The organism is Microcoleus sp. Pol14D4 (assembly GCF_036701245.1).
Classification (GTDB): Bacteria; Cyanobacteriota; Cyanobacteriia; order Cyanobacteriales; family Microcoleaceae; genus Microcoleus.
Map to the genome: position 1 here is coordinate 14,511 of NZ_JAUBQM010000015.1, position 13,938 is coordinate 28,448.

Genomic DNA, 13,938 nt, shown 5'->3' on the forward strand with positions numbered 1-13,938 from the left:
ACAAATAAAGATTACATGATTCGGGCAGGTGAGTGCATTCATCTTCTCGCTTATATCTGGTTATGCTTAGCTAAACTAGCCCCTAGAAGATTTTTTTTTCGTTCATATCTACTGAATTCGGGGAAGTGAAACCAAAAACTCAAACCTCAAAAGTTGGGAAATTGGAAAATTGCAACCCCAAAGTTAAAAGTCCAAAGTCAAAAGTTTTCTATCTAGTGCCCGCTGCAAAATTTTCAGGAGCAAGTTATGGCAATAAAAGTGATGGAGATTGAGTTTACCGAACAGATTAATCCGATTAGGCAACTCGAACAATACGAAGGAGTTCGGATTTTAGTTCGCTACCGGGGACGGCTTCTGGGCTGGGCTTCTGTTAGCAACAATCCCTGGGAACAAACAATTTCCGCTGAGCGAGTGCGACAAACAATTGTGGATCAGTTAGGAAAAGAGTTGGTGCGATCGACTTTAGGAGAGCAGTTCGGCGCTGTTTCTGAAGCAGTGGCGGATCGCGACCTGCCGCCAATTAGCGTTGTCATCTGCACGCGCGATCGTACAGATTTGCTCAAAGGCGCTCTGGAAGCTCTGCTCGCCCTCGACTATCCGCACCGCGAAATTATCGTTATAGACAACGCTCCTGCAAGCAGCAGCACCGCTGAATTAGTCGCGGATGCGCCGGTACGCTACGTCAAGGAAGAACGGCCAGGATTGGACTGGGCGCGCAATCGCGGGATCGCGGAAGCGCGGCATGAGATTATTGCTTTTACTGACGACGACGTGCGGCCCGATCGCGGTTGGTTGCGGGGTATTGCTTCGGCGTTTGCTGACCCAGAAATTATGGCCGTGAGCGGTTTAGTGGCGGCAGCCGAACTGGAAACAGAGGCTCAAATTCAATTTGAACTCCGCTACGGGGGAATGCTGCAATACCTCGACAGTTTTAAATTTGATGGTAGCAAGCTCTCGACGCGGGAGTTGCTGTGGGCGAGCAAATACGGCGTGGGGGCGAATATGGCTTTCCGGCGGCAAGTTTTCGAGGCTGTGGGCAATTTTGACGTTGCTCTCGATGTGGGTACTGCGACTTGTGGTGGTGGGGATATTGAGATATTTCATCGGATTCTGGCGAAGGGATACTCGACTTTTTATGAGCCGAGAGCTTTTGTGTGGCATCGGCACAGACGCAGCGCCGAGGCTTTGAGCAGGCAGTTACAGGACAACGGGCGCAGCTTTGGGGCTTTTTTACTGACGTGCGATCGCAACCGCACTGTGCCGCGCTGGGAAATTTGGAAATTTGCTATGTTTCAGTGGCTTGGTTGGTGGCTGGTGCGCCGCTTGGGGGTTCCGGGTTTGCTGCCGCGCAAGTTGGTAGTCAGCGAGTTACTAGGATCTCTCGACAGTCCTTTTGCTTACAGAAAAGCGCAGTTGCAGGCGCAGCAGTTAGCTGAGATTGAGCCGGAAGAGCAGCTACAGTCGCAACCTGAGCAAGTCGCCGGAGGTGTGCGATGAGAAGTGTTCCCAGGCTGGGTTACAGGCGCAAAATCGCTCATTTCTTCGATTTGCTGCGGGTGTTGGTCGATCGCGATATAAAATTACTTTACAAGCGATCGACTTTGGGGATTGCTTGGACTTTAATCAATCCGCTGTTGCAGTTAGCTGTATTTTCATTTGTATTTCGTTCTGTTGTACCGATTAACGTTCCGAAATTTTCTTCCTTTGCTTTCAGCGGTTTGTTAATCTGGAGTTGGTCTCAAACCGCATTATTTCAAGCAACGGGATTAATTACCAACAATAAAGCGCTAATCAGACAGCCTAATTTTCCCACGGCAATTTTGCCGGTAGTCACGACTATGACGGGGCTAATTCACTTTCTGTTAGCTTTGCCGGTGTTAATTATCTTTCTGGCAATTGATGGCGTTCAGCCGAGTGCAGTGCTTTTTGTGTTGCCGCTGCTAATGGCTATTCAGTTTATTTTGACTGTCAGTTTGGCCTACCCCCTCGCTGCTTTGAATGTCACTTTTCGGGATACTCAGCACACTTTGGGCGTAGTTTTGCAGATGCTGTTTTACCTGACTCCGATTTTCTACGACCTCAACAGCGTCCCGAAACAATTTCAGCCTCTTTATCAGTTGAATCCTATGGTGCCACTGCTGGGAGCTTACCGCGCCATACTGCTCAAAGGTACGCAGCCGGATTGGCTGGCGCTGTTAATTCTTAGCTTGGTTGTGGCTGCTCTTTTGCCGATCGGACTGGGAATTTTTAGACGGCAAAGCAATACTTTTGTGGAGGAATTGTAAATGCGTCAAGCTATTGTTGTCAAGGGTTTGGGGAAACGTTTCAACCGCTACTCTGCCGATCGACCTTATACGATTATGCAGGCCGCTTTGGCGGGTTTTCGGCAGATGAAACCGCAGGCGCGTTTTTGGGCACTGCGGGATATCAATTTCACGGTTTCTCCCGGGGAGATGCTGGGAATTCTAGGCAAGAATGGCGCGGGAAAATCGACGCTGCTGCAACTTGTTGGCGGTATCGGCCAGGCTCAAGAAGGAACTATTGAAGTTAATGGCAGAATTGGCGGTTTGTTGGATTTGGGTGCGGGTTTTCACTCGGATTTAACGGGCCGAGAAAATGTGTTTGTGGGTGCGGTGGTGGCCGGTTTGACTCGTCGGGAAGCGGCGCGCCGATTTGATGATATTGTTGAATTTGCGGAATTGCAACAGTTTATTGATAGTCCGATGCGGACTTACAGTACCGGGATGCAAATGCGGCTGGCTTTTTCGGTGGCGGTTCACACCGATCCAGAAGTGCTGTTAGTTGATGAACATTTGTCGGTTGGTGATGTGGCTTTTCAAAATAAATGTTTGAACAGAATCACGGAGTTTAAGAATCAAGGATGTGCGATTGTTTTGATTTCTCACAACGCGGCGCAAATTCATAAACTGTGCGATCGGGCTTTGTGGCTGAAATCAGGTGAAATCGTGGCTTACGGGGAACCAGAAGTGGTAGTCGGTCAGTATTTGTCGGAAATGCGCCCAGCCACCGAAAAACGCACTCCCATGCGTCCTCCTGAAATGACGACTACGGGTTCGCAACTGCGAATTAATGACAATCGCTTCGGTTCTTTGGAAGTAGAAATTACGGATGTTAAAGTGTTGCCGGATGGTGAGATAAACAGTGGCGATTCTATTACTGTGGAAATTCATTATTCTGTACCGAAGCCAATTTCGGCTGCTATTTTTGGCGTGACAATTAGCCGGGAAGACGGTCAAAGTTGTTTTGAGACTAATACTAATCAAATGGGCAGATTGCTGCCGCTGGCGGAAGGTAAAGGCACAATCCGCCTGCACTTAGACAGGCTGGATTTAGGCAACGGTCAGTATTACGTGAATGCTGGGGTTTATGAGAAGAGTTTGGCTTACGCCTACGATTATCATTGGCATCTTTATCCGCTGTACGTGCGATCGACTGTAAGCCAAAAAACGATTCTTTGTCCGCCCTACCACTGGGAATTTGATGGCAAAATGCAGGTTGCGGATTTACCCGAACCAATCGAAAAAGTTCACGCCTTGAATAAGGATAATCCCGCCTATGCCAAGATTTCGACTCAGTTGAAAAATAAGCAGGAACCAGACTTTTTAATTATTGGCGCTCAAAAGTGCGGCACGGAACCTCTATCCGGCTATCTCGCAAATCACTTGCAAATTCTCAAAGAAGGTTCCCGCGAAATTCAGTTTTTTGATTTGAATTTTGAGCGGGGTGTTGATTGGTACAGCAAGCAGTTGACTCGCTGTGTGGCGGGTGACAAGGTTTTGCTGTGGGAGATGACTGGTTACTATATTTATCATCCGTTGGTGGCAGAGCGGGTTTACAAGTGTTTCCCGGATGTTAAGCTAATTGTAATGCTGCGAAACCCGGTCAAACGAGCTTGGCTGCACTATCATTTAGAAGTGGCGATCGGCTGCGAAAAGCTGAATTTTGAAAAGGCGATCGCTTCAGAACCCGATCGCCTAAAAGGTGAAATTGAAAAAATTAAAACCGATCAAAGTTATTACAGTTTCAACCACCAACATTATTCTTATTTGTCACGAGGAATTTATGTTGAACAAATCAGGAATTGGCTCGATTATTTTCCGAGGGAACAGTTGCTAATTCTCAAAAGCGAAGATTTTGAGGCAAATACCGATAAAGTTTTTTCGCAAGTGTTAGATTTCTTGGATATTAGTGCGATCGCAAGTAAAGAATATGACATTAATACGAGCGAGGAGTACAGCAAAATACCAGCAGCAATAGAACAACAATTGACAGATTATTTCAAACCTTACAATCAGGAACTTTCTGATTTGTTAAAACAGGATTTTACTTGGAGTTAGAAAAATAGTTTTTAACCGCAGAGATGGCACAGAGGAACATAAATCCTACCTCTGTATTCTCTCCCTCTGTGCCCTCTGCGCTCTCTGCGGTTCATAAAAAAAAATCTCATGCACAAACAACTTATAAAGTATAAAAATGAAACGAATATTTCTAGTGGGAGCTCCTCGCAGTGGCACAACAATTCTTCAAAGCTTATTAGCTGCTCATCCCGAAGTTATTTCTTTTCCCGAATCTAAGTTTTTTCACTATTTGCTATACGATCAGTTTGCGGGAAAGTTGCCAGGTAGAATGGAAGCTTTTTTTAAGGATGAGATTAAACGTCCTGAACTTTTGAAAGATTTTGATGACAGCCAAACTGTGGAAGCTAAAGCTAGTTGGTTTGTGAAAGTTTTGGATGGTTTGGCGGGTGAACAAAAAAAAAGCATTTGGTTGGAAAAAACGCCGGAGCACATATATTTTATTGATGAAATAGAGCGCTTTTTACCGGATGCGAAATTCATACATATTTTGCGAAACGGTATGGATACAATAGCTTCTATGTTTGATGCTACTAGGAGTTTTAACGAATTGTGGGGCGCTGGTTGGGATTTAAACCACTGTATCAATCGCTGGGAACACGCGATGTTAACTAGCCACAAATATATTAATAAATCAAATCATATATTAGTTAAATATGAGGAGCTTTTAGATAACAAAACACTGATTCTAGGAGAAATTTGTAATTTCATGGGCATTGAATATGACGCCACAATGCTCGTTAACTATCAAGAAAAAGCCGCAAAGCTCAGTTTAAATCTACCTTGGCACAAAGGAATTGAGAGAGATGTCAAAAGTAGTAACGTTCACAAATATCATAAAATTTTCACGCGAAATGAAATCAGATATATTTTAGATAAAATTCAGCGAGTCCAGGGTGAAATTGCCTGGAAAGTTGCGGTGGAAGTGAGCGAACCAATTTCGGATATTTACGCTTTGCAAATATGCGATCGCCTGTGCTGTACGATCGAACTAGAAGGAATTCAACTAGGTATTATTGAATTCCCGATTTGCGATGGCATGGTTGCGGCTTCGGTTTTGGCGGATGCGGTTGCAGCTCAGTTTGCTTGGCAAATTCTCGATCGCTTCTTTCAACGCAATCGCTGCGAAAAAGGCAATAAGTTGTGGGAAATGTTGCTGGAACCATTGCACCCTAAACATGACTGGACGCTATTTCTGCAAGAATTATGGGGGCGTCCGCATTGGCATTTGGAGGATTTCTACAATCCTGAAATAGCTGAGAAAGTCCCAACAATTACCCTCGAAAAAGATTTGATTGCTGTAGAAGTTAGCGAGGAATTTGCTAATATAAAAGTTGAGCTTTCTGAAATAAATGTGCTGGTGAAAGTAGGCGGCGTTGCTGTCGGTATTGTCACTGTTGCGGTGGAAAATAATTTTGTTTCGGCTCAAAAATTGCGATCGACAATTACTCGAAATATGGGTTTTGAGTTGTGCGTCGCCACCGTGCGAGAAGCTTTGGTTGGAAAACCACTCAACGGCAAGCAGTGGCTGCGATCGCGCTTAGCCTCTTGTGCTCGACAAAGGTCGAATTTGCCCGACTGGTTGAATGCACCGGGTGCTGGGGGCATTTATCCCCAAAATGCGGTGATATTCGGCAGGCGATCGGGTGCGATCGGGACGAGTGTCAGCCGCCGCGCCTCACTCCCGGAGGCGGCGCTGCAGGAAATCGAGTCAGCCGCGGCAATCGCGGGGGAACCGACAATGCAAATTCCCCAAGAAAACGAGTTTCCAAAGCAAGTATTTTACGCACCGGAAATCATTGGCTCAAAATCTTCTTATCGGGAAGTTTCTCACTCGGTGAAACCTCAAGTTTTGGACAATCATAGCGTTACACAAAAACTCCCGATTCTCTCGTACCGCCGCATTTCTCCTGACGGTTTAGACGCAGTTACTCCCCAGATTTTTGAACAACAGTTACACAAGCTCAAAAATCTGGGTTATTACAGTGTGAGTTGGGAAAACTGGCGAAGCGCAAAACAGGCTAAAACTCCTTTACCCGGTAAAGCTGTATTGATGACATTTGACGGCGGCTATCTCGACTTTATCCAATATGCTTGGCCTGTGCTAAAACGCTTTGATTTTACAGGAACTGTTTTTATTGTAGCGGAGTCAATAGGCAAGACAAATAGTTGGGAAAAAGCCGAATTTGAAGAAGTGCCGTTAATGGGATGGCCGGAAATTTTGCAATTGCGGGATGCAGGGATTGAATTCGGTTCTATGTCTGCTACTCATCAACCTTTGACTGCATTGTCGCCGACAGAAATTGTGCGGGAGGCGGTCAAATCCCGTGCTATCTTGGAACAGGGATTAGAGAAATCTGTTAAATGCTTTGCCTATCCTTACGGGGATTTCGATCCCATTGTAGCGCATTTAATTGGAGCTAGTGGATATACTTTTGGTGTATCATATCAATTAAATTTTAGCAGTTTTGACGATTCTTTATTGTCGCTGCCGCGCATTCAAGTAACTGCCGAAAATGCCTTAAAATTAGCTTGAATTAGCTTAGTAAGGTCCGTCAATCAGCGAGATTTTTCCTCAATCAACAATCTCTCAACGGACGCACCTTACCAGTTAAATTTCTTAATCAATTCCTTGATTTTTCGCTGCAAATAACCGCCCAACCCTCGGGAAATTTTCTCAAACTTATAATAAAATAAAATCTCCATAACATCTTCTGTGTTCATATACTTTAAATAAGAAATTATTTTATCGGTCAGTTCATCATTAACATCATCGATATACTTTCTCACTGCCAATCTTTCCGAAATATTCCATTTCCGATCAAACTTGCGGTGCATTTCCATCTCATAATCCCGAAAATCTGAGATTTTTCCCTCCAAATACCTTTGAATATATTTCCCGGCGATTTGGGCACCATCCATCCCGTGTCTAATTCCTTCGCCACCCAAAAAATTTACTGTAGAAACACTATCGCCGATCGCAATTATATTATCCTTGCAATAAATATCATTCAAACCGCGACTGTACTTCAGCATTGAACCGTGTTTGTCAAGAATTTTATAATTTTTAGACTTCAGATATTCATCAATCAGTAAATCAATATATTTTTTCAGCGGCGGCAAATGCCTCAGCGTTTTCTGCTCTAAAAAAATTCGGGCAGCACCAACTTTCAGCCTGTTTTGTTCCATTGGAAATATCCAAGAATAACCTTTAGGCATCCATTTATCACCCACAAATAAGATTAAATCGCTGCTGTATTTATTGTAAATTTCTGGCTCTAATTCAATTAAATATTCGATTCCGGTTCCCGACAAAAAATCGGGCTTATCATTCTCTTTTTCGTACATAATCGCCCTAGCAAAGCCAGTAGCATCAACCAATACTTTAGTCCTAACTTTGATAAGTTGACCGTCGGATAACTGTTTAAATTCGACTGTTGTTTCGCCTTTGCTTTGTGAATGTCCGGTGTAGCGATAACCCAGCCAAACTTCACCGCCAAATCGCTCAACTTCGCCGGCCAAAAATGCTCTAAATTTAGCAAAGTTGAGAACAACTCCCAAGCTTTCGGGAGACTCCCAAGTTTGACTGACTTTGCTGGTTTCAATAGTAAGCTTGTGCCAAAAGCTGCCGATAACGGATTCAGGTAAATCGAATTTAGAGAGGGTTTCTAGAGGCGTGGCGGCGCTAGAAAAGTCATTTTTATTAAAATTGTCGTTTTGCTCTGCCAGCAAGACTTGGTGACCAGATTTAGCTAGGATTCTCGCGCAGTGTCCGCCTGCGGGACCTGCTCCTACTATTACTATGTCAAAACTTTTTACAGTCATCTTGCTTTTAACTCACTTCTAATGTCAAAACAGCCGCACACATATCAACTACTAATCGCCGAGTTTTCAGCCACTAGCGCTAGATTAAAATTTAAGGTACGATTTGGTTTCACGTTAGTCATTGTTTTTTCTGCCTTATCCTCAAGTCTTACTTCAATCCTGCTGCTCGGAACTCTAATGGTAAGGTGCGCTAGGCGCACCCTACAATTCTAGCTATTTACACGCTAACAGGAGACTGTTTGCGGCTGAATGTTGCTAAGATGCGATCGCACATTTGCGACGGATTTAATCCCAAACTGGCAAATGATTGTTCAGGCGTTGCATGATCTACCAATGTATCGGGTACACCCAACCGCATCACTGGAACAACAACATTATTGTCCAACAAAGCTTCGGCTACTGCTGAACCAAAGCCTCCCATCAAACAGCCTTCTTCCATTGTGACAACTTTGCCGATTCGCTGTGCCAAAGGCAGGATTAATTCGGTGTCCAAAGGCTTGACAAAACGCGCATTGATCACAGTTGCTTCAATGCCGTGCTCGCTCAGCATCTCGGCGGTTTGCATTGCCGGATAAACCATCGAACCGTAACCCAATATCAGCAAATCGTCGCCGTTGCGGAGAATTTCGGCTTTGCCGATCGGCAATTCTTCCCAACCTTCCTCCATCAAAGGCACGCCGTAACCGTTGCCGCGCGGGTAACGCATGGCGATCGGGCCGCTGGTGTGGTTGATTCCTGTGACGACCATCCGCTGCAATTCTGCCTCATCTTTTGGTGCCATAATTGTCATATTTGGCAGACACCGCAAGAAAGAAATGTCGTACATTCCTTGGTGGGTGGGGCCGTCAGCGCCGACTATTCCGGCGCGATCCAAACAGAAGAAAACGGGCAAATTTTGGATACAGACATCGTGAATTATTTGGTCATACCCCCGCTGCACAAATGTCGAGTAAATTGCTACAACCGGGCGCATTCCTTCGCAGGCTAAACCAGCGGATAAAGTCACGGCGTGCTGTTCGGCAATCCCGACATCAATGTACTGTTTCGGCAGTTTTTCATGAAGTTTATCCAGACCTGTTCCGGTTGCCATTGCAGCGGTAATGCCGACAATTTTGGGATTATCTTCTGCTAGCTTGACCAGGGCGTGGGCAAAGACTTTCGAGTAAGCTGGAGGCTTGGGTTTAGTGGAGGGAATGCCTTTGCCGGTAGCTAAGTTAAAGGGATTTTGGGCGTGATATCCTACTTGGTCTTTTTCGGCGATCGCATATCCTTTGCCCTTCACCGTCACAACGTGAACCAACACCGGCCCTTGGATAGTATGAGCTTGTTTGAAAGTGGTAATTAACTCTTCCAAATTGTGTCCATCTACCGGGCCCATGTAAGTAAAGCCCAATTCTTCAATTACTGCTCCAACTTTCGAGACTGCTAAGCGTTTCATCCCTTCTTTGAGGCGTTCCATTTCTGGAGTAAAAGTTTCGCCGACAAAGGGAATGTGTTTGAATTGTTCCTCTAAGTTATCTTTGAGAAACTGCACTGGTGGCGACAATCGCATCTTGTTCAAATAGCGGGTAATTGCGCCGACGTTGGGGGAGATTGACATCTCGTTGTCGTTGAGCACAACTAACAAATTGGTTTTCGGCATATGGCCCGCGTGGTTGATCGCTTCGAGTGCCATGCCGCCCGTCAATGCGCCGTCGCCGATGACTGCTACAGTTTTAAAGTTTTCCCCCTTGAGGTCGCGCGCCATCGCCATTCCTAGCGCTGCGGAAATGCTTGTGGAAGCGTGACCTGCGCCGAAGTGGTCAAATTTGCTCTCGCAGCGCTTGAGATAGCCTGCAACGCCGTCTTTTTGGCGCAGGGTGTGGAAGTGGTTGTAGCGACCGGTTATCAATTTGTGAGGATAAGCTTGGTGGCCGACATCCCAAGTAACTTTGTCGCGATCGAGGTCGAGTGTTTGGTAGAGTGCTAAGGTCAGTTCGACTACACCCAATCCTGGGCCGAGGTGGCCGCCGCTAGCGGCTACAGTTTCTAAATGCTTTTCTCGAATTTGTCGGGCAATTTGTTCGAGTTGATGAATCGAGAGGCCGTGTAATTGGTTTGGGTGAGTCAGTTCGCTGAGATGCATATTTTAAAATCTTGCTCCTGTGAATCAGGACGAATCCTTAACAGATATAGGTTGTGCCTGCGAGGTTGAGTACGCGCAAACGTTAGAATAGTTTAACGGTTATTTGAGAAAAACTGTTAGGCGTAAGATTTTTGTTATTTTTACCCTGGTAATTATAGTTAATAAATTGTGCGCCGTCAATATAAAAAAAGCTTATGTTGTTAGTTCCTAATCGCTAATTGTTAGCTGCCTGGAGATTATTAAGCATTTTTAACTACTTTTTGTAGTGATGGCTGACTTTTTAGCCCTCTTATTTCTGCAAGCAGACTATGATACCAAATCATTAACTGTGATGGAGCATCTCATATTTGTAAAAACACTTCTTCTGGCTCCTGCCTTCTGCCTCTTTTTTTCTACCTTCTGCCTCCTGCCTCAAAACTCCAATTTCTAGCTTGGCTGCTTTCCTTGAGATGATCCCACTGTGATTTACATAGCATAGCTGATGTCAAGTCATTGGTAACAAGTTAGAAATGAGTAGATTTTGTCAGCCCCTCTAAGTGGATAAAAAATTAACTAATAATGATAATTAAAAAAGCGGAAAGGTTGGACTAGCCCAATTAAGGCGACGATCGTCAATAAATTGTCAAATAGTTTTCACAGGTCCGCGAGAAAATTATCTAATACCAAATCCGGGTTAACGACCTCTAATTGATGACGACCGGGGCCAAAAGCAGCCATACGATCGCGCAAGGGACACCGAAGCTATGCAAAATATTCACTTGTTTATCAACTGTCAAGCGAGCTGTATTTATTGAAGTTGGTGACAATTTTTCTTCAATATTTGCCTCAAAGGTTCTATTTTTTGAGAGTACACAAGCGAGTGAAGTTTCCGCAGGGTTATCATCAGGGGTAAGGGGTAACGTTTCCCGGATTTGGTATTATAAAACGATAAAATTGACGAGTAATTGAGCGATTGTGTAGGTAAGCTCACATCTGAACGATTCTCGCTCGCACAGGCTTTCCCGCTTGTGAAGCGAAGAGTAGATTTTCTTGTGAAACGGGCCCCAGATCCCGTTCATAAAAGGCTTATTGAAAATGGTGCAACATCTCAGTAAGTAAAAATGGGTGCTAGCCGAAAAACCAACCGCGACCACGCAAAAAAAAACTTACAGGCCAATCTTGGAAGAGAAGATCAATGAGCTCTACCAGAAAGCATTCCATTTACACTGGGAAAGTTTTCCCGAATTTGGATAGTAGATAGCTGCGACTCTCGAAGCATTTTTTTGTAAGCTCAAAAGCCTAGAAGATTTACCACAAGGGCCGTTGGTCGGAAAGAAAGAACACGGGGACTGAAGTCCCCCGCGTCGCTTCCCTCTGGAATCTGAAGACGCGATCGTTTCCCGCATCCCATATTACTTTTATGAAAGGTTCTGCTTAATTCAATCTCCCTTACTCCGGTGATGGCAAAGGAGTTTCCCCTTCTTCGGGCGGCGGAATTTCCGCAGGAGTCGATTCGGGGGACGGCGAGGGACTCTCGACCCCGGGCGACGGAATTTCCGCAGGAGTCGATTCGGGGGACGGCGAGGGACTCTCAGCTCCGGGCGAGGGACTCTCCGAAGGACTTGGGGCGGGAGTTTCCGGCGGTGGCGGAAGTGGTGCGGGATCTGGCTGGCGGCTTTGGAGGCTTTGCACCCACAAACCTAAACCGCCGCCGGCTAATATCAGCCCCAACACCCCCAGTAGGGGCAGTGGCAGCTTGGATCGGGGTTTTTGAACGGGTTCCGGGGCGGGGGAAGTTTCGGGGTACAACAACTGTTTGGACGATTCTGAAAGCTGAGATTCTGGAATCCTCCCGGACTTCTGGAGGGACCGCGGCAGGGACGGCGGCAGCGACACCGAGGCGGACGCTGGCGCTGACGCCGGCGCTGACGCCACCGCCGGATCGAACAGTACCAATCTCTCAGGCGACATCCGACAGTGAGTGGCCACCACGGAGGTGTTGTCATAACCGTTTTTCTCGTTGGCGAGACGAATCCAAGACTGAACCGCGGCTTCCAAAGACATTTTGCCCTCAAGCACCTCTGGGCCGTAATTCTCCCAAGATTTCTCTACCCAGTCGTTGTCGCTCAAACCGTCGGAACACAGCAGCAGTAAGCCTTCCTCTTCGACAATAAATCGCTGAATCGTCGGGCGCAGGAAATCACCGTCCCGCGTTCCCAAAGCTTGAGTCAGGGCTCCTGCATCGGCTCGCAGTTGAGTCTCCCAGTATAAACAATGTCCTAGCTGGACTTCCCTTGAGGCTACGTCGTCGTCCACAGTCAGCCGGTGACAGTAATTTTTGCCAATCCAATAAGCGCGGCTATCTCCAACATTGACTAAATAAAGTTCGTGGCTGTTATTCGAGGGCAAATCCTCGGAAATTTTCACTTTTTGAGGCAACTGGAGGGCCATCACCAAAGTCGTCCCCATCCGCTGGCGCAACTCTTTTCCCTGCTCGTTATTTTGAGCGGAAATCACATTATTCACAACTTTCACTATTTCTTCGAGTTGCTTGATGACCATTGCTGGCGTCATCAACTCTTCTTGTTGAGCAATTTCTGCGAGCAAATTTTGGATTAAAGCTTTCAGAGATTGCACGGCTAATTGACTGGCAACTTCTCCTCCTTCGTGACCTCCAACCCCGTCGCAAACCATTGTCAAGTAAGGAATTAATTTGTCGTTCCCTGAAGTTTTGCTAGATTGAAAATCAGTAGCAATCGGATAGCAACTGTCTTCATTTTGGGAGCGTTGCGGCCCGGTATCGGTCATGCCGACTACTTCTAAGTGCAGAGGCAATTGAGCGGCTTGTTCTAATAGTAAATCGTTTAGTTCCAGGGCGATCGCGTCGAAATTCATGCTGCTGCGCCGCATAAACTGACAAATCTCTCCGAGTCTCGACTGCACCTCGGGTTGCGCTGATTCCACCAAACCTGACCACACATCTCCCAAATCCCGCAGCGTCGGTACAAAATTGCCCCGGTGCAGTTCCAGCAGGCGTACCCGCCAACCTTCCACGCGCAAATTTTCCGGTACCAGCAAACTCGAAGCGACTCCCTGTTCCGATAGCGGCGCCCACAGTTGGAGCATTTGCCACAGCCAGTAAACTTGGCGCGCGGCGCTTGTCCCAGACCAAGATTCTAAAATAGAAGGATACAGGCGACCGAAATTATTGATGGGCACATTTTCCAACAAGAGCACGTCTGTCGCTTCCGGTGCTTCCCCCAAGGAAGAAAAACCGTATACTTCCGGCGTATGCAGCCGTTGGGGATACAAATGCAGGTAAGGCATAATGCTATCCGGCAGTTGTTCAGGGACGCTGGGAGGCAAAGCTGGACGGCTGTCGAGCCAGATTTGAGGTGCAATGACAAAGTATCGATCGGCTATTACCTTACCCGCCGGCACTTCCTCGGCTGCTTGTCCCACCACCCACACATAGCGATAAATTAAATCCGTTTCGCACGCTGCACAGTGCTGGCGGCCAAAGGTATTGCGGGGATCGGCACAGCTAAGATTCGGGCAATAAATGGGTTCGGAGAAACTGCTGATCATATCGAAATAGTTTGTGTAAAAAGATTCTGAAGATATATGATTCGC

At 46.3% G+C, this 13,938-nt stretch carries 7 protein-coding genes; 4 read left to right on the forward strand and 3 right to left on the reverse strand.

From position 1 onward, the window contains the following. Positions 1-246 precede the first annotated feature (246 nt). From QUA33_RS08470 to QUA33_RS08485, 4 genes are all read left to right on the forward strand, one after another. On the forward strand, positions 247-1,497 hold the full coding sequence (locus tag QUA33_RS08470) for a glycosyltransferase (protein WP_333148031.1): 1,251 nt from the start codon (positions 247-249) through the stop codon (positions 1,495-1,497). Next, a complete protein-coding gene (locus tag QUA33_RS08475) occupies positions 1,494-2,285 on the forward strand; it encodes an ABC transporter permease (protein ID WP_333148033.1) in 792 nt (263 codons plus the stop codon). The genes QUA33_RS08470 and QUA33_RS08475 overlap by 4 nt, the downstream gene beginning before the upstream one ends. Then, a complete protein-coding gene (locus QUA33_RS08480; protein ID WP_333148035.1) occupies positions 2,286-4,358 on the forward strand; it encodes a Wzt carbohydrate-binding domain-containing protein in 2,073 nt (690 codons plus the stop codon). 136 nt (positions 4,359-4,494) lie between these two features. Further along, the gene (locus QUA33_RS08485) at positions 4,495-6,912 is read left to right on the forward strand and encodes a sulfotransferase (protein WP_333148037.1); all 2,418 of its coding nucleotides are present in this window, start codon (positions 4,495-4,497) and stop codon (positions 6,910-6,912) included. Between the two features lie 68 nt (positions 6,913-6,980). Here QUA33_RS08485 and QUA33_RS08490 read toward each other — a convergent pair whose 3' ends face one another. The 3 genes from QUA33_RS08490 to QUA33_RS08500 form a co-directional block, all read right to left on the reverse strand. Next, complete coding sequence (locus QUA33_RS08490) at positions 6,981-8,201, reverse strand: NAD(P)/FAD-dependent oxidoreductase (protein ID WP_333148039.1); 1,221 nt, start codon at positions 8,199-8,201, stop codon at positions 6,981-6,983. 217 nt (positions 8,202-8,418) lie between these two features. Further along, complete coding sequence (gene dxs, locus QUA33_RS08495) at positions 8,419-10,326, reverse strand: 1-deoxy-D-xylulose-5-phosphate synthase (protein WP_333095197.1); 1,908 nt, start codon at positions 10,324-10,326, stop codon at positions 8,419-8,421. A 1,428-nt stretch (positions 10,327-11,754) separates the two neighbouring features. Continuing rightward, complete coding sequence (locus tag QUA33_RS08500) at positions 11,755-13,893, reverse strand: protein phosphatase 2C domain-containing protein (protein WP_333148041.1); 2,139 nt, start codon at positions 13,891-13,893, stop codon at positions 11,755-11,757. Positions 13,894-13,938 lie beyond the last annotated feature (45 nt).

Coding starts and splice junctions, on each gene's coding strand:
- QUA33_RS08475 (WP_333148033.1), top strand. CDS start 1,494: ATGAGAAGTGTTCCCAGGCTGGGTTACAGGCGCAAAATCGCTCATTTC.
- QUA33_RS08480 (WP_333148035.1), top strand. CDS start 2,286: ATGCGTCAAGCTATTGTTGTCAAGGGTTTGGGGAAACGTTTCAACCGC.
- dxs (WP_333095197.1), bottom strand. CDS start 10,326: ATGCATCTCAGCGAACTGACTCACCCAAACCAATTACACGGCCTCTCG.
- QUA33_RS08470 (WP_333148031.1), top strand. CDS start 247: ATGGCAATAAAAGTGATGGAGATTGAGTTTACCGAACAGATTAATCCG.
- QUA33_RS08485 (WP_333148037.1), top strand. CDS start 4,495: ATGAAACGAATATTTCTAGTGGGAGCTCCTCGCAGTGGCACAACAATT.
- QUA33_RS08490 (WP_333148039.1), bottom strand. CDS start 8,201: ATGACTGTAAAAAGTTTTGACATAGTAATAGTAGGAGCAGGTCCCGCA.
- QUA33_RS08500 (WP_333148041.1), bottom strand. CDS start 13,893: ATGATCAGCAGTTTCTCCGAACCCATTTATTGCCCGAATCTTAGCTGT.